The following is a 23493-nucleotide window of genomic DNA, read 5'->3' as shown; positions in this document are numbered from 1 at the left end:
CATTTCCCGCCGGCTGATCAATGGTCGCCCGTGAAATCGCATCAAAAAAAATCGAAGAATGTCACATCAGGAAAATTTCGCCCCATTGATATCACCAAGAAATTTTTTTAGGCCCAAGCTTATCTCCCGGGTCTTTCGCAATTCCTGAAAGCACAGGAGGTCAAAAGATGGCCAAGCCGATCGACACGGACGCCATACTTCAAAAGCCCTGGGGCGACGCCGGACCGTCGGAGGCACTCGACCAGTTGGCGAAACTCGCGGCAACATTCATGTCCGCCGCCGTTAAGCGATCCGCGGATCGATCGTCTTTTCGGATCGAGCAGGACCATCCCGATGCCGGACCGGGCATTGAAGCACTGAACGGACGAATCACCGCGGCCAATGCGCTTGAAATAAAGGTGCGGCTGGTGACCCTTCCAGATGGCATTCGGGTCGGTGACAATTTCGTGAAATGCCTGCTGGAGACATCGAAAGAATTTCAGCTTGCCGACCCCCCTCGTCCTGAGGATTCCGCAAACCGTGAAATCTGGTTCGAATTTCAGGGGAAGGCATCCCCGCTGGGTCCGTCAAGAGAAAGCGCTTTTTTGAAAAGATTGGAAACCCTCAACGACAGGGCCAAAAGACTTCAGGCCGATATCCCGATTGCTGTGCTGGAGCCGGATCTGGATAAAATCTACAAAGATCATCTGGAGTACTTAAATCCGGTTTATCCCTGCGGCGCCGATGAGATCAATGGACTTCCGACAATGACTGACTGGGCGCAAGAAAATTACGATTTGCTGGCAGCGCGCTGCTCCGTGGCCATCGTCAGCCCGGATTCCGTGCTGACGGACTTTGGTTTGGCCATCATGGCCTTTGTTTTTTTAAAAAAAGGCTCCAGTCTCGGCCGGTTTGTTCAAACCCAGCTGACAACGCAACTGTTGCTCGAAATGGCAAACAAGGCACCGGGGATAATCGTTGTTCCGGCAGACAGGCTCACCATGGGGACCAACCCCTACAGTATGGGCCGGGACGTTCAATCCTTATTCTCATCCCTTACGTCCATGGGTAGGACCGTTCTTTTTACAGGTACGTTTAACGAGCTGCGAACCGCCCTCGGCCGCGGCCAGGGGGGCAAATCCGACCCTCTTGAACCTGTCGTGCGACACATTCCCGATATTCCCGTGGAGACTCTGGTGCAATTTGCCGTTCAATCCGAGGCAAGACGTTATGGAGGGCTGTCCCGGTCCGATGAACGAAAACTGGCCAAAGAAATCTCTGACGTTTTGGCAAAAGACCGCCGGTCGGCGCAACATCGACTGCTTCCCAATCTCGTATCCTGGACCATGGCGGAACAATCCAAGGGCCGGGCCATCACTTCGGGTTCTTTAAGGACCTTTTTAGGACGGCTGCAAAAGCCAACCGAAACCCTGGGCGGGCTGGGGTATCGTCCCAAAATCGAAAGGGCGCCGCATGTGCAGCGTCATTTTCTCAAGGTACTCGATGACCCCGGACTGATAGCGTTTTTCAGATCAAGAATTCTGGGTCAAGACAGGGCGCTTGAGCAAATGATCGGAAGACTTCTGGAAATGGTAACCGCCGAGCAGAAGCTATACAGACCGCTCTGCTATCTGGCTCAAGGAACCACCGGTACGGGAAAGTCGGAAAGCGCAAGACTTCTGGCCAGGGCCCTGGGGATTCCTTTGCATACGATCAATGTTGCCAGCATGAAAATCCCGGAAATGGCCAATACCAGACTCTACGGTTCCAGTCCGGGTTTCGTAGGCTCCTATGAATCAGGCATCCTGGAGAAGTTGGCGAAGGAACATCTCGGAGTGGTTGTTGAGGTCATGGACCTGGATCACGCGCCACCGGAACACAGGTCAGGTATTGCCGACGAGTTCCTGCAAGTCCTTGATGACGGGGTGGCTGAATCGGGTTCGGGGACTATATTCTCCTGTGCAAACCTTATTTTTGCGTTTACTTCCAATCTTCCCGAAGGCCGTGACGAAAAGCTCAGACGAAGTATGGGTTTCGGTGAAAGCCCGTCACTCGATCAGATCGAATCCGATGTCCGGAAGGAAGTAAAATCATTGTTTTCTCCGGCATTTCTAGGCCGGGTGGGCGATCCGATTTTATTTGGAGAACTGGACCATGAAACCCTGGCCATCATTTTGGAAAAGGCCGTGGCGACCACAATTCGAACAATAGCGGATCGCCACGGCGAAGCCATCGGACAGGTGGTGCTCGAAAATGGCCTGGGCATGGCGGTTGTATCCTCCAGCCGCCTTGCCCGTGCCGTTCTCGGGGCACGTTCGTTCATGGATCTGGGCCGCTCGTTGGGGGCAAAGGCGTATCGGCAATTCCGCCACTCGGGCCCCGGGCCCGATGGCAACAATCTTATCGTTTCCCGGAACAATACGGGAGAACTGTTAATCGAGATGGACCAATAAGAAAGGAGTTAAGTCATGGGTGAAAATGTATACGACGTCAACAGCGCCGAAGATCTGCGCAAGGCCGGCCCTTCGGATCTCATCGTGCTCAATCCGGCGCCCGGAGCGAATCCGCTTTATCTGCCCAAGAAAACGACTGAGATTTTCGCATACGGCGTTAAAAACAAGGAGTTGATGCATATTTCAGGCCCCACGGGTACGGCAAAGAGTTCATTTTTGGAAGCCATGAACATGGAGGAAAATTTTTTTCCGATTTGCAAATCGCTGGGATTTAACGACCACAAACCGATCAAACTGTATACCGCAGAAATGGTCTGCTTCGAGACTCCGGGAGAGCTTTACCAGCGCCGGGCATTAAAAGACGGCACGACCTATGACGAGCCAAGCATTATCGTCAAGGCACTTAAGGATGCGGAGGCCTATCGGGAAACCCACCATGCGGTTTTATGGATCAAGGAGATGGGCAGGGCCCATGCCCCATCCATCCAGGGCGGGCTGCTGGATTTGATGGTCAAGACCCAGATCCGCCTGCCGGACGGAGCGCACATCGACGCTATGGACGTGGCCTGGGTTTGCGACAGCAACTACCAGGCCGAAAACGATTCGGTCCACACCCTGGTCACCTTTGACGATGCGCTGAAAAGGCGTTTTCGACTCAACATTACCCTCGATTACCTGACGGCCGAACAGGAAGAGCAGGTGCTTTATCATCTGATTCGCAGATGGCGGTTACGGCCGGAACTGAGACCGCTGGTACCGAAAATCGTGCGGATGGGGCAAAAGATCCGCTACCAGAAAATCGAGGGCAACCTGCAAAGCGCCACGGTACCGACCATTTACGGATACGAAGGGCTTTTAAAGATGATGGACGCGCTTCCGCACCTGAGTCTGCGGGACGCCGTGTTTCATACCCTTCTGGGAAATACGAATCTGGACGATTCGAAAACGGCCATGGCAACCTTTAATGAGGTTTTCGGCCTTCAGGCCGAGGCCGAAGATGAGGTCAGCCTTTCAAGGAGTATGTTCTGATGAAAAAGGGCTTGAAAAGAAAGTTCAGGAAAAAGAATTTTCAAAAGACAAGATCCTATCAAGGTGAATATTCGTTTCGCAGCGACCGTACCAAGACGTTCTGGAAGGGCGTTTGTTTGGGCGATGCCTTTAGCGTCAACCATGACGTTCAGCAGCGGCTGCGCGCCCAGCGGATGTTTTATACAACTTGTCATCAGGCGCAGAAATTCGCCGCCGGTATCGCACTGGACGGATTGCCCCATGATTATCGACCGGCGATTCAGCCTCAGTTGGGGCCGTGCTACACCAATTCCCCCGCCAACCTGGCGGTGCGGGCCGCCATTGGTCTCACCGCGTTTTTGGAATTCAAGCACTGGGCCGGAGACCGGCTGCTGACGGTTCATTTAAAGGACTACCTGGAAAACCCGGCCGAGCATGACGACCTATGGGTCGATGCGGCATCCTATAAGCAATTGGCGCAAATCGTTACGGAGAAGGTCCAGACGCGGCTTTTGCTCACGGACTTATCACGCTACAAGGATCTTTCCGCAATCGAAATCTATCGGTTGTTCGGGGCGTCGCAGCAGGATTTACGCTTCGCGTCCGTGCCCGAAATCCTCGAGGCGGTTATTCTATACGGCGACGTGCTCCCCGACTGGAAGGCGTTAAGGTTGCATCCGGTCACCGAAATACTGATTGCCAAAGTGGAAGCGGTCTCGGCAGCCTATCTGCTTCGCCTGCCAACGGCAAAAGCGCACCGGCTAGTCGAATTGGGGAGAAACTGGGTTTTTGGAATCTGCAGGGCCCTGGCACCGCACCTGCCGGTTCCCGACGAGCAGGAAAATGACGCCAAACCATCCGAGACGGCCCGGCTGCATGCAGAAGGTACCGGCTGGCTGCCCCGGTATCGCAAAGAAACAAAACCCCTCGATTTGAAAGGTCGCATCCCGCCCATAGACGAACCCAGGGCGCCCACGCTCTTTGCGCCCAAGAGCGCGATTCAACAGATTCTCGCGGAAGTGGCGTCTCCCTTAAGGACGGCAGCCAGCGGTGCGGCCAAAGACGATGGCAGGGAGCCTTCCGAGGAGGTGAAAAAAGCGCTCGATATCATCAAGCAGTTTAACGAGACGCTCAATTTGTCCAACGGGCAGCGGCAGGGCTGGGAAGACATGCGATCGGAGATCGTCGAGCGCTCGCTGAAAAATTCCTCGTTCGCAAAAGGCCCCATCGAGGGCAACCCCACCGAGGGCCATTGTGTCAACGTGCCCCTGGGGATCGGCCATGACGTCTCGGGCGAAATTTTCGACCGTCCGGTAGAGCTGTCGAGCAACGATTTTCTCTACCGGGAACTCATCCACGAGGCCGAGCCGATCACCCAGTCCTTGAAACGGATCCTGTATACCAATGTGGAGCAGATTGCTCAAACGCAGCGAATTTGCCCCAGCGGAACGCTGGACCCGATGCGCATGGCCATGGGGTTGTTCTCGGAGGCTATATTCAAGCGCTATAGGATCGTCGAAAAACCGGATCGCAGAGGCCGTCCGGTCTTGCTGATCGCCTGTGACGGCTCCGGGTCCCTGAACAGGGATCAGATGGCCATGCTGAAAACGATGACCTGCGCTTGGCTCGACGCCACCGCCAAAAGCCGGATCGAAGTGCTGGCGGGTCTGTATCACAGTGGACAAATTCACAAAAACAAATACGGCCCGTTGGTTCAGTGGATGTATCACCCTCACAAGACCCCCGCCGTCAGCCGGCAGGATGCGGCGCGGGCGCTGGTTTCATTGCCCGATAGCGGCACAGGCTCCCAGTCCGACGCGATCTCACTGGCCTATATGCTGGAGGAAGCCAAAAAAATCGCCAAGGGCAGAGTCGTTTATCTGGTCCTGATGACCGATTGCGTCTGGAACAAATCCCTGCGTACCGAAATGAGCGGCATCGAGGAGGTGTATACCTTTTTCCAGGCCACCTACCAGGAGATGGAAGATAAATTGCACACCACGCTGGTAGCCTTGGGTGTGGAGAAGGAAACCGGCTTTGAAGACCTGCTGGACAAGGTCATCCAATTTTCACACCCGGAACTCAGCGACTATATTGCCGCGGCAGATCGGATTACCCGTTTTGTCGCCGGCTGCATCCGGGAGCAACGACGACACACCGCACCCCGCACGGTGGGATAGGAGGACGGCGATGGGAAAGCAAGCATCCGGCACGCATCGGTCATGGCAAACCGCCATTGGACGAGGAAGATACAATTTCGACGATTTCGGCGAGGACCCGGTATTCGGCCGATGGCATAGGGGCGGTTTCAGGAGCAAAACAAGTAGAATCGACCCTTACGAGGCGGTGAAGCCCCTTATCCGGCATTTAGAAATTTATGACCGGTTGCGGCAAAAGATCGAACGGCAGGGGTTCGTCATCGAAGAGTTGGAAACGCTTATCGCCGTTTTAACCCGAGAATTCCGTCTGGAAGGATATTATGGGAAAGCGAGCGTTGCGCTGACTGACCCGACGGCCGTCCGGTCCGCTTTGTATGACATCGACGATACGCTCCGCCTGCAGGCCCGCGAGCTGCGGTCGGGCATGACCGGCTACTATCTTTGCCGCGTCGTCGATATCTACTACGCCGACTTCAACAGCCTGATTGTGGAGGATCTGTATCGCTCCCCGGGCTATCCCATGCCGGACAAGCGCTTTGTCCGGTTGATGCAAGGCGGCCGGGAGACATCCTTTTTACGGCTGTCTCCCTACAGGTCGCAAATTGAAAAAAGAATCGAAGCCCAACAGGATCCGGAACACCCATGGGAAGCCGAGCCCGACCAGCTTCAGTACGATCTCGGACGGTACGTGCTCAATCCGGCCTGGCATGAAGACCAGTACCCCGGCATGCATGCAGCCGATCATTTTGAGCTGAGAAAATTTCCCCAGGCCATTGAGTTGCTCTATATGGAACTTTCGGGTGAACTCTGTGAGTTAAGAGGTCAACTCGATCCAAAAGAAAATGATATTTTACAGTCAACGGTTTCCCATCCATTTCTTTTTGGCTTTTTAAAAATGCTTGAGGAACTAAACGGCACTGAACTGAACGAACTGCCCAAGGAAGGGTTAATTCATTATATAAACCTGCAGAAGGCGTTTTCCGAGTTTCTTGGCATAGAGATCCCTTGGGGGCGGCACAAAACGAAAATGTCGTTAAACACGTTGTTGCTGAGTAATTTTTCCAGACTTGATCTGGTGGGAAAAGCCCTGAAGAAATCCGAAACCGCATTAGAGGCCAAAAGACAACTCGAAGCCACCGCACAGAAGATTATGCGCATGGCCACACAAAAAGGGTAACATTTATTTTAGGGGAAAAACCATGCTGTTAAGAATAATTAAAACCATATTCCGCTGCTTGATTTGGATGACCATCGCTTTCTCTATAATATTTCCCCTGATTTTTTTCTTTGGTGCCAAACCGTTTGGTATCCTGGAAGCCAAATACGATCTTTTCCGCGGCCGTTATGAAATTCACGGCTACGGGCTTATCCATGGGGAACCGCAATATGCCCCGATTCTAAAAAAATATGGGGTCCGATACAGGCACGTCGCCGGTTGCGTGATCACTGATTTTATCATCGATAGTGTTGCCAGCTACAATTTCGCCATGAAGGATGCCATTGAGCGCAACCTCGGATTGAATCTCGACGAAATATGGATGTCGCTTTACGGCACCAAATGTCACTGGCCTACCTCGGAAGAATTACACACCGCGGAAGAATTCGGCAAGACCTCTTCAAAAAAACCAGTGAATGGTTCGCAAGAATTTCAAACGATCATGCAGACACCGATAATGAGGGCCGCTTTGACCTTTGTGCAAATTTGTTTAACATAAAGCCCGACGGCAAGGGCTTGGCAAACGTGATCAAGCGCATGCCGGCTATTGATAACATGATTCCAAACGCATACAAACAAGACGGTGTCGGCTCGCATCCCTGGATCGTGGACCTGGATAATGACGATCGGCCGGAGGTGATTTTGCTGGTTCGTCCGGCCGAATATGGCGAGCCGCATGCTGACAAAGATTATCGCATTTTTTGGGCTGAATTGACCGCAAGCGGGGAGTTTGCCGGTTATCGTCTTCACCAAACGGACCTGGATGGCTGCGCCGCGTTTGTCGATGTTCTGGGATTTCTGCAAACAAGGGATAAGCACACCCATCTGTTCGTCAATTTTGCCTATGGCGGCACCAGCCCGGCCTGTCCGGTGCTGATTCGGTGTTCTTTAGATCGTTTTCAGAAACCCCTGCTCAAGATGCCGTAGAGCGAAGCCTTGGGGGAACGGATTCGGGTTCATTGAATAATCCCGAGTCAGCGGTCTTCTTGACTTGACCGATCGGGTTCTGCAGGGTATATCACACACTCTATATGGAATCATGCCAACGGGCGCAATGAAGGCGCTTTTCTCGAACCCCCTGTAGTCAATCCAACGCACATCAAAAACAGGCCACGAAGGCTACGGCATATCAATTATCCGCCTTGCGTGGTCTTTTTGTTGTTTCCGTGCATGCGTTTTTAGCTGATGAGAACATGAGGAGAATAAAGTGACCGACGAGCATTGTCATTTTTGGGAAGAGCGCTGGCAATCCATCATCGATGCCTCGCCGCTACGCCGTCGGCGTAAAGGTGGGGCCGGTGCCATGGGACGCTGGGACAAGATGGCTGCCGATTTCGCCCAGCGCACGGCGGACCCGACAGCCGCCGAAAAGCGCCGGCGTACCGTTGCCTGGATGAAGGACAGAGTCGCACTGCCCGATGGTGCGCGGGTGCTGGACATCGGCGCCGGACCGGGTAACTGGTCCCTGCTGCTGGCCGAGGCCGGTGCCCGGGTGACCGCCCTGGAGCCCTCGGGCGCCATGGTCGACATCCTGAAAGGCCGTATGGCGGAGCAGGGCATCACGGGTATTTCAACCGATCAGCGCACCTGGCAGGCGGTGGACCTTGCCCGCGATGGCTGGGAAGGCGCCTTCGATCTGGTGTTCGCCTCCATGACCCCGGGCATCGACGGACCGGCCAACTTGCGTAAGATGATGGCCGCATCAAAGGGCCATTGCTACCTGAGCGCCTTCTCTGGTTTGGGGTGGCATCAATGGTACGGCAAGCTTTGGCGGGAACTGTTCGATGAGGCGCTGGACGGTCATCCCGGCGATATCATTCATCCCTTCAATCTGGTTTACGCCATGGGGTACCGGCCTGAACTGCGCTTCGATTTCTGGCAACGGGAAAACCGCATGCCCCGGGACAAGGCCATTGCAGATTTCACCACGCACCTGGAGGGGTTCACCGATCTTACCGATGCGCTCAGAAACAAGGTGGCCGCGTTTGTCGACCAGCGCTGCGAAAATGGCCATTTTGTCGATGAGCGGCGCGCCTGCCAGGGTATGATGCTGTGGTCGGTCAATCAGAAAATTCAAGACCCGACGGAAGACCTGCAATGAAACCAACCCGGACCGGATGGCGGATCCTGCTCCTGCTCATTTTTTTCATACTCCCGATGGCCTGCGGTGATAAGCCCGAGGAAAAGGCGCCGGTGGCATCGGGGGATGCCAAAACGACCGCGCTTTTTGAAGTGGATGTTCTCCGACTGGCGGGCGGCGATTGGGGCTACCCCACGCCGTTCGCCCATTATCCCCGGGGGCCGGGAGGCTTCAAGATGTGCCTGCTTTTCGACAGCCTCCTGGAACGTGATGAGAAAGGCCTGATTCCCTGGCTGGCCGAAAGTTACCGCATCGCCGATGACGGCTTGACCTATTGGTTTGTCGTGCGCCGGAATGTTCTCTGGCAGGATGGCCGCCCGCTGACCGCGGATGATGTGGCCTTCTCCCTGACCTATGCCAACCGGCATGCGGCCACCTGGTCCTATATTTTCGACACGATCGAATCGGTCACCCTGGAGGGCGAACAAACGGTATGTGTGAAGCTAAAACAACCCCATGCCGCCATGCTCGACAACATCGGCCGGACGCGCATCATCCCGCGGCATATCTGGGAAACCGTGGACCGGCCCAAGGAATTCATCGCACCGGAAGCGGTAGTCGGTTGCGGCCCCTACCGCCTGACCGACTATGATAAGGCCCACGGCACGTATCGCTTCGAGGCTTTCGAAAAGTACTGGGGGCCGCGCCAGCGGGTGGGGGCCATCGAGTACGTTCCCGTGGGTGAGGCAACCCTGGCCTACGAAAAAGGCGAAATCGATCTGACCACGCTCAGTCCGGACGTCATGCCCCGTTTCAAGGACGATCCGACCCATAACATCGTGCGCAGTCCGGCCTTCTGGGGATATCGGCTGCTCATGAACATGGAGGCGGTGGCCGGGTTGCGGGAACGTTCCGTGCGGCAGGCCCTGGCCTATGCCATCGATCGCAAGGAACTGGTCGAGAAGATTGCCCGGGGGGCGGCGGTGCCGGGCCGGATGGGAATTCTGCCGCCAGATCATGTCATGGCGGCCCAGGGGATCCATTTCTATTCGTTCGATCCGCAGCAGGCAGAGCTGCTTCTGGAAGGGGCGGGGTTCCGGCGGCCGGACACGACCGGTCTGCGGCAGACCGGCGACGGTCAGCCCCTGGAATTGACCCTATTGTGCAGCAGCCAGGAGGTGCGCATGGCCGAGTTGCTCCGGCAGCGGCTGGGCGAGGTGGGCATTGGCGTCAAGGTGATCAGTGTGGACGGCAAAACCCGGGATTCCCGGGTGCGGGCCGCCGACTACCAACTGGCGATTCTGGGACACGGCGGCTGGGGCGGCGATCCGGATTACCTGCGCGTGCGCTTTGCCGGTGGTTCCATGGGACCGAACGCGGCGCCCTCCCATTCCGGCCTCGTCGGATACAACGCACCGGTGTTGCTGGATCTGTTAAACCGCCAGCAAACCGAAATCGATCCGGCCCGGCGGCGGCAGTTGATCGGCGATATCCAGCGGGAACTGGCCGAGCAGGTGCCCGAGATACCGCTTTTCTACACCACTGCGTACAGTATCTATCGGCCGGCCAGATATGACGGGTGGATGTTCATGTACGACCACCATAGCCTGCCGCATGGCAAACTTTCTTATCTGACGCGCAGCGGCGTGGCCCTGAAACGATAGAAAACGAAATTCTCCATGACCCTTGGCCACGGCAAACGGTTTCTCGAATACCTGTTCACGGTCTGGGTGATCGTGACGCTCAATTTTGCTCTGCCGCGGACCATGCCCGGCGATCCGTTTTTGTACCTATCCGCCGATGAGGGCGACGAGGTGGCCCGCTTCAGCCAGGCCCAGCAGGATTACTACCAGCGGCAATACGGTCTGGACCGGCCGCTGGCGGTGCAGTACGGCACCTATCTATGTTCCCTGGCCAGGGGCGATATGGGATACTCCATCTATTACAATCAGGATGTCAGCCGGATCCTTTTCCAGCGGCTGCCCTGGACCCTGTTGCTGGTCAGCCTGGCCGTGGGCCTGAGCAGCCTGGCCGGTTGCCTGCTGGGAAGTCTCAGCGCCTATCATCGTGGCCGCTTTGTGGACCGGTGGCTCTTCCCGGCGATCGTCGCCTTTTCCGAGATTCCCGCCTTTCTGCTCGGCCTGGTGCTTCTCTTTACCCTGGCGGCGGGCCTGCAGTGGTTTCCGCTTTCCGGAGCAATGACCCATTTTGCCACTTTTGAGGGCATGATGGGCAAGATCCTGGATATCGCCCGGCATGCCGCCCTGCCGGTGCTGACCCTGACCCTGGTACGTACCGGCGGCATGACGCTATTGGCCCGCAACAGCATGACCACCGTGTTGGCCCGGGATTATGTCCGCACCGCCCGGGCCAAGGGATTGCACCCCCTGCGCATTCTGACGCGCCACACCCTGCGCAATGCCATGCTGCCCATTGTCACGCGTATTTTTCTCAGCCTGGGCGGCCTGGTGGGCGGCGCCATTCTGGTGGAGAACGTCTTTGCCTATCCCGGGTTGGGACGGCTAATGCGGGATGCGGTGCTGGTTCACGATTATCCGATGATTCAAGGTATTTTTCTGTTGGTGACGGTCAGTGTCCTGTCGGCCAATTTCGCAGCCGATCTGGTCTATCGGCGCCTCGATCCGCGGATCCAACACCTGGAGTCCCTGCGCTCATGAACGGCGTGCTGACGGCGACGCGCCGGATTTTCCGCCCAAACCACTCCAGCAACCTGTTGAGCGATGGCGGAAGGATCGGCATGGGCCTGTTGGCCCTGGTCATCCTGATGGCGTTGGGAGCCCCCTGGATCTGCCGGCACTCGCCCCGCGTGCCATCCGGCCCGGCCTTGATCGCACCCTGTTGCAGCCATCCCATGGGAACCGACGAACTGGGCGTGGATCTTTTGGCCCAGGTATGCTTCGGCGCACGAATCAGCCTGCTGGTGGGGGTGGGGACCGCGCTTTTGGCCGGCCTGGGCGGCGGCCTGGTCGGCATTCTGGCCGGCTATCGGGGCGGCTGGCTGGACCGCGTGCTGATGCGCCTGATCGACATTCTGCTGGTGCTCCCGGACCTTCCGGTAATGATTGTGCTGGCCGCGTTTCTCGGGCCGCGCGTGGAGACTATCATCTTCGTGCTGGCTGCCTTTTCCTGGGTGTTCACCGCGCGCATCGTGCGCAGTCGCGTGCTCAGTCTCAAACAGCGGCGCTATGTTCACGCAGCGGAAACCTATGGGGCCGGTGTTTTCTATCTGATGCGGCGTCATTTCCTGCCGGAGATATTTCCCCTGGCTGCAGTGAGCATGATCCGGCTGGCCGGTCGGGCGATCGTTGCCGAGGCGGGCCTTTCCTTTCTCGGCCTGGGCGATCCCACCTCGCGTTCATGGGGCATGATTATTCACCATGCTCTGAGTTTCAAGGGCATCTACTATACCGATTTCTGGAAGTGGTGGCTGGTTTTTCCATGGCTGGCCCTGATGATTGTGGTGACCAGCCTGGCCCTGGTGGGCCGCGATCTCGAAAAGGCCGCCGACCCGCGCATGGAGGGGCACTGATGCTTGACGTCGAAAATCTGTCCATCGTCTACGATCGGGTCCGTCCCCCGGTGCCGGCCGTCACGGGGGTGACATTCCACCTCTCCGCCGGCGACCGCATGGGTCTCATTGGCGAATCCGGGTGCGGCAAGACCAGCCTGGGCCTGTCCATCATGGGGCTGCTCGGTGATGCCGCGGTCAGTGGCAGTATCCGCTTTCAGGGGCATGAGCTGACCTCAATGAAGGCATCGCGCCGCCGGTTGCTGCAGTGGCGCGAGATTGCCATGGTCTTTCAGAACCGTCTGGAAGCGTTCAATCCGGTGATTCCCTTGGGCGAACAGCTGAGTGAGCCGCTTCGTACCCACCTGCGGCTTTCGGCCCGCGCCGCACGGGAGCGGGTCGCCGAACTGCTGACCCTGACCGGCCTTGATCCGGATTGGCAAACCGGATATGCCCACCAGCTCTCCGGCGGCATGCGCCAGCGTGCGCTGATCGCCATGGCGCTGGCCTGTAAGCCGACGCTCTTGATCGTGGATGAGCCGACCACGTCGCTGGATCCCGAGTCCCGGGAAGCCATCGTGCAACTGCTGGATTCCCTGCAGCAGCAGATGGGATTCGCCATGATTTTGATTTCCCACAATTTGCCGGCCATCCGGCGGCTTAGCCGCCAATTGTTCACCCTGTATGCCGGCCGGATGGTTGAAACCGGCATGACCGCCGATGTTTTGCGCAATCCCCAACACCCCTACACCCGCGGGTTGATCAATGCCTCAGCCGATTTTTTCCCCTACAAGGATTTATGGGGCATCGCCGGTGCACCGCCCCGACCCGGGGAGACCGGCGGTTGCCCATTTCAGCCACGTTGCTGCCAATCGTCGGAGGCCTGTGCCCAAAAGCGGCCCGAGCTGGTCCATGTGGGCGTGCAGCGCCAGGTGGCCTGCCACAAGGGCGGTATTCAGACGGTGCTGCAGGCCATGGATCTGAGAAAAACCTATCGCCTGGGGAGTAAACGGATTGACGCGCTTCAAGGCGTCAGCCTGACGGTTCGCCGGGGGGAAGTGGTTGCCCTGGTGGGGGCGTCGGGATCGGGAAAGTCTACCCTGGCCCATATTCTTGTGCAGGTGCTGGCGCCCGATGGCGGCGAGGTGAGATTTTTGGGGCAGCCGGTGAGCGATCATGCGGCCACGGCCCGCATGGGCGGCATGCAGATGGTCTTCCAGGACCCGGGGGAAGCCATCAGCCATCGCTTGACGGTGATCGATGCCGTCCGCGAGCCCTTGGATATCATGGGCTGGGAGGATCGTCGCACGCGGGACGAAAAAGCGGTTGCCGCCTTGTCGGCCATGCAGCTGTCCACCACTCCGGATTTTTTGCACCGCACCTGCCATGCCTTGAGTGGCGGCCAGCGGCAGCGCGTGGCCATCGCACGGGCGCTGGTCAGCGATCCGCAGCTGTTGGTGGCCGATGAGATTACCGCCATGCTGGACCCTTCCACCCAGGCCGTGATTCTGCGGGAGCTCAAGGGCCGCCAGAACGAACGTGGTTTTTCCCTGCTGTTCATCTCCCATGACATCGCATTGGGCCGCAAAATTGCCGACCGGGTATATGTCTTGAATCAAGGGCGTCTGGTCGATCAGGGGGCCGCCTTCGAGGTGTTTGGCCAATCGAATGATGAGAATCGCGTATGGCGCGAACCCAGCGCCTTTCAAGCCGGAAAACGAAGTTAAAAAGGAGAAAATGAGATGCGTAAGACGACCCATTGGCTTTTCATCGTATTGGTTTCGGTAATCGTCGGTTTTAGCGGAAATGGTTTCGGGGCGACATTCGAGAAGACCGTCACCCAGGCCATGGACACCCTCAACGTCACCCAGGGCGATAGCGATCTTTTGGTTATGACCGATGCCCCTTTCGTGATGGTGGACGGCGCCAATGCGCTGCCCTGGCTGGACCGGGCCCAGATGGCGACCGGTTGCACGGTGGGCAAGGGCAATCTGCTTTTCTTCCAGCGGCCCCAGAACCATGCCTTTCGCCTGATGCTGTTCAAAAGGAGCGGCGCGGCAGTGATCGTCAGCCGGGAAGGGACGGGCTGGATTTCCGAATCCGTGGATCTGGGACCGACGGTCATTTCCCAGCCGACGTTCTGGAAGAAGACCGATGATTACCGGGCCGGCCGGGATCTCTTCACCCTGGCGGCCGTAGCCAATGCCTGGGCCAAGGGCGCGCCGTATGATTTCCTGAAAAGCGCCGAGCTTCACAACCACATCTGTCCGGGGCTGACCTCGGGCTACCTCATGGCCCACTATATTCTCAACCATTATCCCCTTTCAAAGGGAGAGCGGTATACCGTGGTGTCCTGTCCGGTGTGGTGCAAGGAAGATGCCTTCCAGGTAATTATGGACTGCACGCCGGGGAAAAGAGGGCTTGTTGTCAAGTCCCTTTCCGAAGAACAGAAGGCCAACATTTCCATTGCCCATCCGGCCGGCATGGTGCTGATCTGGGATGCCAAGAAAAAAAGCGGCAAGGGGGTGGCGCTGAGCTTTGACTTTGCTCCGCTCAAGGACCTGTCTCCCAAAGACACGCCCAAGGCTGCCATGGTATTGGCCGCGCTGGAGCATCTGGACCAGCCGGACCGGTTTGTCTCCACCGCCGCTGAATTCCAACTGGATGAGGCGCTTTACAACGGGATTATCCAAGCCGGCACGAATCCCTATGCCTTGGCCGGCCTGGTTAAGCCATAACACCATTTTACCCCGTCGTTTTCAATGGAAAGGAAGTGCTCGGCGACGGGCCTTAACGAAGCGGATATCCACAGAAGGATATCGATCCGACACAAATGAGAAGGTTTATTACACTGATCCTGTCCAGGCCGCAAGACAACGCAACGAAACAGGGAAGGTTTCCACAGGGTGCCGGAGGCACCTGGTGCGGCATAAACGAATGTTGACTACAAAAGGAGATCTTCATGTTTCGTCAAAAGAGAACTGCAGTGAAAACGGTTGTTGTCTCAATTTCGATGATGTTTCTGTTGATTACCGGATTTGCATTTTCCGCATCGGCCCGGGACTGCTCCACGGACAGTGATTATACCTACTGGAAAACCGTCGGCCGACAGGCTGCCACCAAGGCGGTTAAAATGCTGTCCCGCTCATCCCATCGTTTCAATGGCGCCAAGGGATACATTGCCTTGACCAACGCCGGTTATGCAGAGGTCGACGAACAATCCACCATGGCTGCCTTGGACGGCCTGGTTCAGGTGCTGGGCGTCGGCCGGGGTGACAACAGCCTGGTGGAGATCCACAGTGCTGCGGAAAAGGCGCTCTGGTTTGCCGTCTATCAACCGCGCTCCGGGTATTGCGCTTACCTCGAGGTGGACCCCGATGCGGTGTATGCCGGCTGTTGTGGGAAGCATAAGAAAAGCAGCCAGTTTTTCTCGACCACCGCGTGTGAGAAGATTAACGCCGAGCATTTGTATGCAAATGAGGAGATCTATGCCGAAAAATTCGACGCTGAAATTTTTGGCGGCAATGAGTTCAGGATCGTGACTATTGCCAACGCGGTGGCGGAGGGAGCGCCAGTGTATGCCATCCGCGCCTTCGAATTCCATGACCACTACTGCCCGGGCGTAACTTCCGGAATCATCGAGGCCCTTTATGCAAAGTCCTACTTCTCGAACCCTGGGGGGAGCTATTTTGTGCATACCGTGCAGCCCTGGTGCAAGGAGGATGCATTTCTGAGTATGTTGAACGCCACGCCGGGGAAAAGAGGCTATGCCGTGGCCTATGCCACCGATGCGGATATTGATGGTTGGCCGGAATGGGCCGATGGTGATGGTGTTGGTGATGTTGGTGTCTCCGCCGATACGATTGTCTATTACCAGGATCCGGATAGCGGGGTATGGGACGGAATCGTGCTCGGGTTCGACTGGGCCGATCTTTCGGATACATGCGGGAATTATACGAACAGTACGATCAACAAGCTCTGCATGGATCTGTATTATCTGGAAAAAATGGATGAACCCGAAACGTTTGTCAAGGTTTTGGCAGAGTTTGAATTGAATGGTTCCGTTGTTCCCAAATCCCTCGCCCGACCGGGGGTCGATACGATCAATGTGCTCGAAAGCAATGCAGCGTCCTTCGCAACACCTGAAGAGTAAGGAACCCGATAACTTCAAGCCATAGCGCCAACAGGTGCCCAAGCGATGGGTAATTTAATCGTTTGGGCACCTGAATCATGCGATTAATCGGGGATCTTGGCAATGGTGCGGACTGAGGCAATTCCATCCCAATCGTAATAGGTGTTGGTGGTTATGCCTTTCTCGGTTTCGGTAATGCGTACGAACTCTTCGCCCAAAAACAGGGTGGCGTTGGAATAAACTTTCTCATCGTTGACCTGGCAACTGATGTCCTTGCGCAGCTTGCGGGAGAGAGTGCCATGGAGCGGCATGGAGGCGTACTCAAAAATTTTTTCCAGCGTTGATTTTTGCATGAACAATGTCCTTTCAATCGGTTATGGGTTACAGCCGCCGCACCCGCTGGGACAGGCAGCCGGTTCGATGAGTTGGAACAACAAGGTCCACCACATTCTAAATTCCTTGAGTTGGTCTGCTTCCTCCTCCTCCTGGCAAAGGGTCAGTTGATGGTGAAAGGCTTCGTCAAAGTCGTGGGTCGAGAAGGGGATATTTTCCTCGATGAGAATTTCCTCAACGGCCTGGACGCTTGTCGCGGCGTTCAACCGCGCCCGCAGGCCCTTGTCTGTCATTCCTCGTTTGATAAATTTAAGCGCGTTGCCAATGGTCATGGGGCTCCTTTCCTGGCCGGTGAAAATATTGAGGCACCGGTTAATGATCGGACAGTTATCGTTTCATCAAATACCCAGCAAGGTCCATACCAGGGATTCCATGGCGAGGCCATTTTCCCACGCGACGCTATCGGGTCCCCATGAGCATAAAGGTGCGTTTGGCATAAAGGGGTGTTTTACCGGACTAATCCATGGTGATGTCGGCCAAATGGATGTCGGATGGCAAGGAAGGGGAAAGGGGCATGGATAAAGCCGGTTAAGCCTGGAAGACGAAAATCGATATACAAATATGTAAATGTTGTTCATTTTGTCTTCAAAAATGTAATGCTTCTAATGAAAAAGCGCTGGGTGCTGTCAAGACCATCCGATTGTCTTCCGGTGCTTGCGCATACCGGACACCCAGCGCTACACGCATGGAGAGGATGCGTGGGGAAGGCGCATTGGATTTTGCGGTTTAATCCGTCTGAACGGCGACTTTTTACGAGACCATCAAATGTTGAGTAGGCCAAAACGGGGGGGGATTTCCTGCCCGAAATCCTCCCCCGTTTTTTGGATCAGGGTGCGGCATTAACCGGTATAATACAAAAAGCCCTTCATGCCTCTGCTCGCATGAAGGGCTGCACCCAGCTTACTTGACCCTTTACGGTTGCCATTGACCCAGATCGCCGTGGGCATGGCTGATTTGTTAAGGCAGGTCTTCTGACTCTCGGATCATCCTACTCTCCGCGCCTTCCCGTCTTAACCATATAAGACAGTGGCATTTACGGATTTCGTCCCCGAATACAGCGGCGGGACCGTCCCCGGTTCTAACGGGATTCCCTATTAAGCCTTGCGGCACCTTGCAATCCCTTTTAGCAGAACGTGCATTTATGTCAATGGGTTTTTGGCAGAAAAATAACAGGCTCACGATCATTCTCTATCTTACCCTTGACAATTTCGATCAATTGGAGCAGTAAAATACGATTGTAAGGTGCCAAACGGCTCAATAGGGAATCCCGTGCAAATCGGGAGTGGTCCCGCCGCTGTGATCGGGGACGAAATCCGTTGTTGCCACCGTCCAAAAGAATTTAGGCGATTTCTGTCAAAGAATATCCCATCTTGCTTGTCTTTTTTCCCGTCTTCTGCGTTGGTGCCAAGGCCGAATACGTAAAGTATGCAACCTTGGCTCCGCCTTGAAGACGAAAAAAAATCCGGCACAATATGGGACATTCTTTTCCGCCAATCGCCTAAACGGATGGGAAGGTGCGGAGAGTAGGATGATCCGAAAGCCAGAAGACCTGCCTTGCCGACTGCCGACCAGCTGCGGTGTACAGCGACGGGACGGATTTTCACGGGAGACAACCGCATCTTCCTCGCGGTCATCATCCAAAGCCGATGCAATCAGAATGGGTTGCTTCAATCAACAGACCGGCTTCCAGCAACGGAAAACAAACCGTGACGATCACCCCACTGCCTCACTTTGTCCACTTCTACTCACTCAGCTTCTCGGTAAATCAACGCAAACGCGCTGAATAGGATCTCGGATTCTTTTTAAGGCCCCCGGCTTACTGAAGGGGACCGAGACGGACAACGATCAACATCAATCAGCAAAAGGAGAAGTATCATGTTTCTTCATTGTTTCATCAAGGTTTACCGTACGAAATCCGGGATTGACCGGCATCTGATTGCATACTCTTCACCTAACCTCCCGAACACGTATTCAAACGATCGTGCGACAACATAAATACAAGAAGAGAATCGTCACGTGCATTTGCCCCAGATGCGGGGAGTTTCACCAGGTTTACATGTTGTGGACCGGTCGCGGGATTCCCCGCAAGTTCTGCACATCATGCAAAAATCTGATCGGCTTATATGATAGCGCGGAATTATTTGAAACCGCATTGCATTCTCCGACACGCATGAGTAGAAAAGGGCGGCACTTTGATGATGATTGATGCGTCCAGAAGACGGGTACGGTAACTTATGCCGGATAGCCCATGCATTGTCGTCCAGTGCTGGGATGACGGGGTGACCACGGACGCCCGACTGGCGGATCTGCTGCGCCGGATGGGCATACCGGCCACGTTCAACCTGTGCGCCGGCTTGCACGAAAATCAGCGCCGGTTCGGCTGGATGCACGCGGGACAGGAAGTATGGCGCCTGGGATGGAATGAGATGCGGAGCGTCTATGACGGGTTTACCATCGCCAACCACAGCCTGACCCATGCCAATCTGTGCGAGATGCCCACCGAAGCGGCGCGGCAAGAGATCGCCGTCGGTCGTGAACGGCTGCAGCAGTTTTTCGGTCAGCGGGTCGCCGGATTTGCCTACCCCTTTGGTGCGGTCAACCCGGCGGTGATGGCGCTGGTTCGCAAAGCCGGGCACCTGTATGCCCGTACGGTGGACTCGACAGCAGATGCCTTTTCTCCGGCGGACCCCATGGCATTTCACCCCAGTTGTCATTTTTTGGCACCCGATTTCTGGCAGCGCTACGATGAAGCCAAGCGCTGCGGTGTTTTCTATTTCTGGGGCCACTCCTTTGAACTGGCCGACGAGGCCATGTGGCAGGCGCTGGACGCCGTGTTAGCACGAATCAGTGCGGACCCGGATTCACGCTGGGGCAACCTTCCGGACTTGTTCGACAGATAAAACCCTCACCCATGGGGAAACGAAATTTACTGAGATAAGGCCTCCCACTCCTCATCATGATCGGCGTATTCAATGGCGATTTGACGAAATTCTTCATGATATGTTGAATGCGGCATTGGCTGCGATGCGCATCTGAAAAATATGGCAGCCTGATGGAGTCGGTTGGATTCCATCCAGGAGGGAACCGGATTATGCATGTGGATGCGATGGATTTTTTCCGTCAGGTAACCATTCGAATCTGCGGCAGCTCCGATATCGAAAGCGCACTTTTTCAGGATATTTTTTAATCGGTTTTCTTAACGTCGTCCGGGGTTTCCCGGTCACTTCCGTTCAAGATTTCTCGGAGCTTGCCCGCAAAATCTTTCAGATTGAATGGTTTTTGAATGAAATTGGAGGCCTGGTCTATGGCCCCTTTCCCCGTGATGACATCCGCGGCATAGCCGGACATGAACATGTACTTGGTCCCCGGGCGGATGTCCAGCAGGCGGTCGATCAGTTCACGGCCGTTCATTTCCGGCATAATAACATCGGTGAGAAAGAGATGGATGTCGCCGCTGCATTCCTTGACCATTTGAATAGCTTCGCCCGGTGTGGTTGCGGGCAACACCTCGTACCCCAAACGCGCCAGCATTATCTGGCCCATCTCCATGAGAGAGGGCTCGTCTTCTACAATCAAAATGGTTTCTCCCCGGCCAAGCGGGATGTTTTCATAGTGCTGCGCCTGTTCCGGTACAATTTCATCGGCTGCTTTGGGAAGATAAATGTTGAAAACGGTCCCACTGCCCGGCTCGCTGTAAAATTTAATTCCCCCCCCATTTTGCTTGACGATTCCGTAAATAGTGGCAAGCCCCAGTCCGGTACCCCGGCCCACCTCTTTGGTGGTAAAAAACGGTTCAAACACATGCTTCGCCGTTTCCTTGTCGATGCCGCTGCCGTTGTCCTCGATGGATAGGTGAACGTAATCCCCGGGAGTGCAATCCACATAGGCTTTGATCGCCGTCTCGTCGAAAAAGATCCTGTCGGCCTTAATGGTAATCCGGCCGATATCCGAGATGGCATCCCGGGCGTTGATACAGAGATTGAAGAGTATCTGGTCGAGCTGGGATGGGTCTATCTTGACCGGACATGGCTCATCAGGCGGCAGCCAATTCAGTTCGATGTTTTCTCCGATGAGCCGTCGTAACATATTCAGCATGGCATTTATCGCGACGTTCAGATCGATCAACACCGGTTTTACCCTCTGTTTGCGTGAAAAAATCAAAAGCTGGCGTGTCAGGGCGGCTGAGCGCTGGGCCGCATCTATGATTTGCTCGATATTTCCTCGAAACGGATTATTGTCAGCCAGTTCCTTCAGGGTGAGTTCGGCATATCCCGTGATGATTCCCAGCATATTGTTGAAGTCGTGGGCCAGGCCACCGGCAAGGTTGCCGATGGCCTCCAGTTTCTGTGCCTGGAGCAGTTGCCCTTGAAGTTTTTCCCTTTCGGCCTCCGCCCTTTTCTGTTTCGAGATGTCCCGGAAATCCCAGACCCGTCCGATTTCGTTTTCATTCAATATCATCGGCGCTGAATAGCACGTGAAAACCCGACCATCTTTGAAAAGAAACTCGTATTCATCCTGGGTACGGCTCTGATACAGGCGCTCATCCAGGTTTTGAAAACCCGCAGGATCCACCAGTTGGTCCGAAACAAATTCTCTGAGCGCCTGTTCATCGACATTTCCCTGAAGTTCCCTGGGGATGCGCCACATCCGATAGAGCTGCCGGTTGGCCTGGGTCACGTTCAGGTTTTGATCCACCACCATGATCCCGTCTGGGGTGGCGTCGAACGTGGCCCTGAGCAACTCCAGGCTTTCTTGCTGAATGTTCTCTATCTGTTTGCGTTCGGTGATGTCGAAAAAACTGATGAGCATGCTGTTGCCGATTGCGCCGGCGCTGATGACCATGGTGTGGACCGTTCCGTCCTTGGCTGTCACCTGCCATTCCCCACCATACGCATCGGTTTTTTCTTTCCGTGCCCGGTCGACCTCCGCCTGCCACCCTGACTTGACCCGGCTGCGGTATTTTAGGTCCGGGAAGGCCTTTTCCCACCATACATCCTGGGTTGGCAGGTTACCTATGGTATATCCCAGGGTCATGTGGAACCGTTCGTTGATTCCGACGATGCGATCGCCCGCAACCTCGGCCAGGGGCAAAGGCGCCAGCCGGAAGAGCGCCCGGAACCGACTTTCACTCTGGGCCAGTTCGATCTGGGCCGCCTTGATCTTTTCGATATTGATATCCAGTCCGATGATGCGCGCCGGCTCTCCCTTTTCATTACGTTCGATGGCCCGGCTCTTGGACAGAACCCAGCACCAAGACCCGTCCGCCCGGCGAAGCCGAAATTCGATTTCAGACTGCCCCTTCCCGCCGCCGGCGAGAAATTCTTCAATGGTCCGGATCATCGCAGGATAGTCTTCGGGATGGATGAAATCCGCGGTTTTTTTTAAGGAAACGCGGGCACGTTGCGGCTTCCGACCGAGCATGGTGAACCACTGGTCGCTGAAAGTCACAGTTTGGGTCACCGGGTCCGCCTCCCAGGCTCCGGCCTGGGTCGCCTCCATGGCCTGTTCAGGGGCATGGCTAAGATAACTCAACTTCTGTTCTACCGGAACACTGATTTTGCCGGAAAGGACCAGTACTGCCAAGATGGTCAGGAGCGCAAACAACGCACTGATCATCAGGGTGAAGGTTATATTGTCGTGAGCCAAGGACAGAATCTCTTCCCTGTTCTGGCACACACCGATGGTCCACCCGGTCAGTTCAACCGGCGCCAATCCCGCGATCTTTTTTTTTCCGGCGTAGGTATAGGAAACCGTACCGGCCTGGCGGCTTTCTACCTTGCTGATCAGGGCATCAAGACCGGTCATGTCCCTAATGTGCACCTTCAGGACAATATTTTTATCGGGATGGGCAATCACCAGGCCCTCCGGATCAAGCATGAATGCGTATCCGGTTCTTCCGATCTGAATGGTAGAAATGTAATCGATCAGGTGGTCGACTTTGAGCACGCCCACCACTCCGCCGAGAAAATCGCCTTCCGGCGAGAACATCGGTGCGGATACCCCGAAAACCGACGCCCCGGTCGCCCGGGATCGGACCACAGGGAGAACTCCAGGCCTGCCTTTCTTTGCCTCTTTGAAATATTGTCTGTCGCCGATATAAATGCCTTCACGAGCAATATCGATACCGTCGCAGTAAACAATGCCATCGGCGTTAAAGACCCCAACCCCTTCATAATTCGGTGAAAACATTTGATGGACGACGGATAGATCGCTTCGTATGACCGTTTTGTTTTGAGCTATCATCGCCGCTATGATTTTGGGATCCTTGGCGATTTTTTCCAGAACCTTCAGATCTTTATTCAAGGCGAGTTCGAGCATCCCGGACAGACTCTGGGCGATCTGGACGAACTGCAGTTTGGCGATATCCTCTGATGTGCGTGACGAATTGATGAAGGTCACCGAGCCGATGAAAAAGACGGGAACGAAAAGGATGAGGATGCCGCCGAAAATCATCTTCGCTCGCAACGAGGCTTCTTTTTTCACTCGTGCCTTTCTAAATCGCATTGATTCTCCTAATGATATTGGAAAATGAAAGCGCTTTTCG

The 23493-nt window shown here is 55.5% G+C and carries 17 protein-coding genes and 2 riboswitches; of the genes, 14 read left to right on the top strand and 3 right to left on the bottom strand.

From position 1 onward, the window contains the following. Positions 1–167 precede the first annotated feature (167 nt). From GN112_RS05310 to GN112_RS05250, 13 genes are all read left to right on the top strand, one after another. Positions 168–2432, top strand: a complete 2265-nt coding sequence (locus tag GN112_RS05310; RefSeq protein ID WP_155309279.1) for an AAA family ATPase — start codon at positions 168–170, stop codon at positions 2430–2432. A gap of 15 nt (positions 2433–2447) precedes the next feature. Next, positions 2448–3461, top strand: coding sequence for a P-loop NTPase family protein (locus GN112_RS05305; protein ID WP_155309278.1), 1014 nt, complete (start codon positions 2448–2450; stop codon positions 3459–3461). Next, positions 3461–5620: a hypothetical protein gene (locus tag GN112_RS05300; protein WP_155309277.1), complete on the top strand. Its 2160-nt coding sequence runs from the start codon at positions 3461–3463 to the stop codon at positions 5618–5620. Before GN112_RS05305 ends, GN112_RS05300 begins: the two co-directional genes overlap by 1 nt. Positions 5621–5630: 10 nt before the next feature. Further along, the gene (locus GN112_RS05295) at positions 5631–6776 is read left to right on the top strand and encodes a hypothetical protein (protein ID WP_155309276.1); all 1146 of its coding nucleotides are present in this window, start codon (positions 5631–5633) and stop codon (positions 6774–6776) included. Between the two features lie 67 nt (positions 6777–6843). After that, a complete protein-coding gene (locus GN112_RS05290) occupies positions 6844–7314 on the top strand; it encodes a hypothetical protein (protein ID WP_155309275.1) in 471 nt (156 codons plus the stop codon). Positions 7315–7352: 38 nt separating this feature from the next. Next, a complete protein-coding gene (locus tag GN112_RS05285) occupies positions 7353–7742 on the top strand; it encodes a hypothetical protein (protein WP_155309274.1) in 390 nt (129 codons plus the stop codon). 280 nt (positions 7743–8022) lie between these two features. Next, a complete protein-coding gene (locus GN112_RS05280; RefSeq protein WP_155309273.1) occupies positions 8023–8916 on the top strand; it encodes a class I SAM-dependent methyltransferase in 894 nt (297 codons plus the stop codon). Next, positions 8913–10559, top strand: a complete 1647-nt coding sequence (locus GN112_RS05275; protein ID WP_197743266.1) for an ABC transporter substrate-binding protein — start codon at positions 8913–8915, stop codon at positions 10557–10559. Before GN112_RS05280 ends, GN112_RS05275 begins: the two co-directional genes overlap by 4 nt. A gap of 15 nt (positions 10560–10574) precedes the next feature. Further along, positions 10575–11573: an ABC transporter permease gene (locus tag GN112_RS05270; RefSeq protein WP_155309272.1), complete on the top strand. Its 999-nt coding sequence runs from the start codon at positions 10575–10577 to the stop codon at positions 11571–11573. Next, positions 11570–12445 carry an ABC transporter permease gene (locus GN112_RS05265; RefSeq protein ID WP_155309271.1) on the top strand — a complete coding sequence of 292 codons (876 nt, stop codon included), beginning with the start codon at positions 11570–11572 and terminating at the stop codon, positions 12443–12445. Before GN112_RS05270 ends, GN112_RS05265 begins: the two co-directional genes overlap by 4 nt. After that, entirely contained in the window at positions 12445–14151 is a 1707-nt protein-coding gene (locus GN112_RS05260; RefSeq protein ID WP_155309270.1) for an oligopeptide/dipeptide ABC transporter ATP-binding protein, read from the top strand. Before GN112_RS05265 ends, GN112_RS05260 begins: the two co-directional genes overlap by 1 nt. A 15-nt stretch (positions 14152–14166) precedes the next feature. After that, positions 14167–15162, top strand: coding sequence for an FmdE family protein (locus tag GN112_RS05255; protein WP_155309269.1), 996 nt, complete (start codon positions 14167–14169; stop codon positions 15160–15162). 248 nt (positions 15163–15410) lie between these two features. Next, on the top strand, positions 15411–16577 hold the full coding sequence (locus GN112_RS05250; protein WP_162458790.1) for an FmdE family protein: 1167 nt from the start codon (positions 15411–15413) through the stop codon (positions 16575–16577). An 83-nt stretch (positions 16578–16660) separates the two neighbouring features. Here GN112_RS05250 and GN112_RS05245 read toward each other — a convergent pair whose 3' ends face one another. Continuing rightward, on the bottom strand, positions 16661–16909 hold the full coding sequence (locus tag GN112_RS05245; protein WP_155309267.1) for a hypothetical protein: 249 nt from the start codon (positions 16907–16909) through the stop codon (positions 16661–16663). Positions 16910–16930: 21 nt separating this feature from the next. Further along, positions 16931–17221: a Nif11-like leader peptide family natural product precursor gene (locus GN112_RS05240; RefSeq protein ID WP_155309266.1), complete on the bottom strand. Its 291-nt coding sequence runs from the start codon at positions 17219–17221 to the stop codon at positions 16931–16933. A gap of 672 nt (positions 17222–17893) precedes the next feature. Next, positions 17894–18076: riboswitch (cobalamin riboswitch) on the bottom strand. 96 nt (positions 18077–18172) lie between these two features. Further along, a riboswitch (cobalamin riboswitch) is annotated at positions 18173–18336 on the top strand. Between the two features lie 847 nt (positions 18337–19183). On the opposite strand from GN112_RS05240, the gene GN112_RS05235 reads away from it, so the two are divergent. Further along, complete coding sequence (locus GN112_RS05235; RefSeq protein WP_155309265.1) at positions 19184–19849, top strand: polysaccharide deacetylase family protein; 666 nt, start codon at positions 19184–19186, stop codon at positions 19847–19849. Between the two features lie 283 nt (positions 19850–20132). On the opposite strand, the gene GN112_RS05230 is transcribed toward GN112_RS05235, so the two are convergent. Beyond that, positions 20133–23453, bottom strand: a complete 3321-nt coding sequence (locus tag GN112_RS05230; RefSeq protein ID WP_155309264.1) for a cache domain-containing protein — start codon at positions 23451–23453, stop codon at positions 20133–20135. Between the last annotated feature and the right edge of the window lie 40 nt (positions 23454–23493).

The organism is Desulfosarcina ovata subsp. ovata (assembly GCF_009689005.1).
Taxonomy (GTDB): domain Bacteria; phylum Desulfobacterota; class Desulfobacteria; order Desulfobacterales; family Desulfosarcinaceae; genus Desulfosarcina; species Desulfosarcina ovata.
Note: the sequence above shows the minus strand (reverse complement) of the source record. Positions and strands in the feature narration are given on the sequence as shown.

Bases quoted from the DNA above. Each gene is read 5' to 3' on its own strand.
- GN112_RS05285 (WP_155309274.1), top strand. From the start codon at position 7,353: ATGCCGGCTATTGATAACATGATTCCAAACGCATACAAACAAGACGGT.
- GN112_RS05230 (WP_155309264.1), bottom strand. From the start codon at position 23,453: ATGCGATTTAGAAAGGCACGAGTGAAAAAAGAAGCCTCGTTGCGAGCG.
- GN112_RS05265 (WP_155309271.1), top strand. From the start codon at position 11,570: ATGAACGGCGTGCTGACGGCGACGCGCCGGATTTTCCGCCCAAACCAC.
- GN112_RS05270 (WP_155309272.1), top strand. From the start codon at position 10,575: ATGACCCTTGGCCACGGCAAACGGTTTCTCGAATACCTGTTCACGGTC.
- GN112_RS05260 (WP_155309270.1), top strand. From the start codon at position 12,445: ATGCTTGACGTCGAAAATCTGTCCATCGTCTACGATCGGGTCCGTCCC.
- GN112_RS05305 (WP_155309278.1), top strand. From the start codon at position 2,448: ATGGGTGAAAATGTATACGACGTCAACAGCGCCGAAGATCTGCGCAAG.
- GN112_RS05290 (WP_155309275.1), top strand. From the start codon at position 6,844: ATGACCATCGCTTTCTCTATAATATTTCCCCTGATTTTTTTCTTTGGT.
- GN112_RS05295 (WP_155309276.1), top strand. From the start codon at position 5,631: ATGGGAAAGCAAGCATCCGGCACGCATCGGTCATGGCAAACCGCCATT.
- GN112_RS05240 (WP_155309266.1), bottom strand. From the start codon at position 17,221: ATGACCATTGGCAACGCGCTTAAATTTATCAAACGAGGAATGACAGAC.
- GN112_RS05235 (WP_155309265.1), top strand. From the start codon at position 19,184: ATGCCGGATAGCCCATGCATTGTCGTCCAGTGCTGGGATGACGGGGTG.
- GN112_RS05310 (WP_155309279.1), top strand. From the start codon at position 168: ATGGCCAAGCCGATCGACACGGACGCCATACTTCAAAAGCCCTGGGGC.
- GN112_RS05255 (WP_155309269.1), top strand. From the start codon at position 14,167: ATGCGTAAGACGACCCATTGGCTTTTCATCGTATTGGTTTCGGTAATC.
- GN112_RS05245 (WP_155309267.1), bottom strand. From the start codon at position 16,909: ATGCAAAAATCAACGCTGGAAAAAATTTTTGAGTACGCCTCCATGCCG.
- GN112_RS05300 (WP_155309277.1), top strand. From the start codon at position 3,461: ATGAAAAAGGGCTTGAAAAGAAAGTTCAGGAAAAAGAATTTTCAAAAG.
- GN112_RS05275 (WP_197743266.1), top strand. From the start codon at position 8,913: ATGAAACCAACCCGGACCGGATGGCGGATCCTGCTCCTGCTCATTTTT.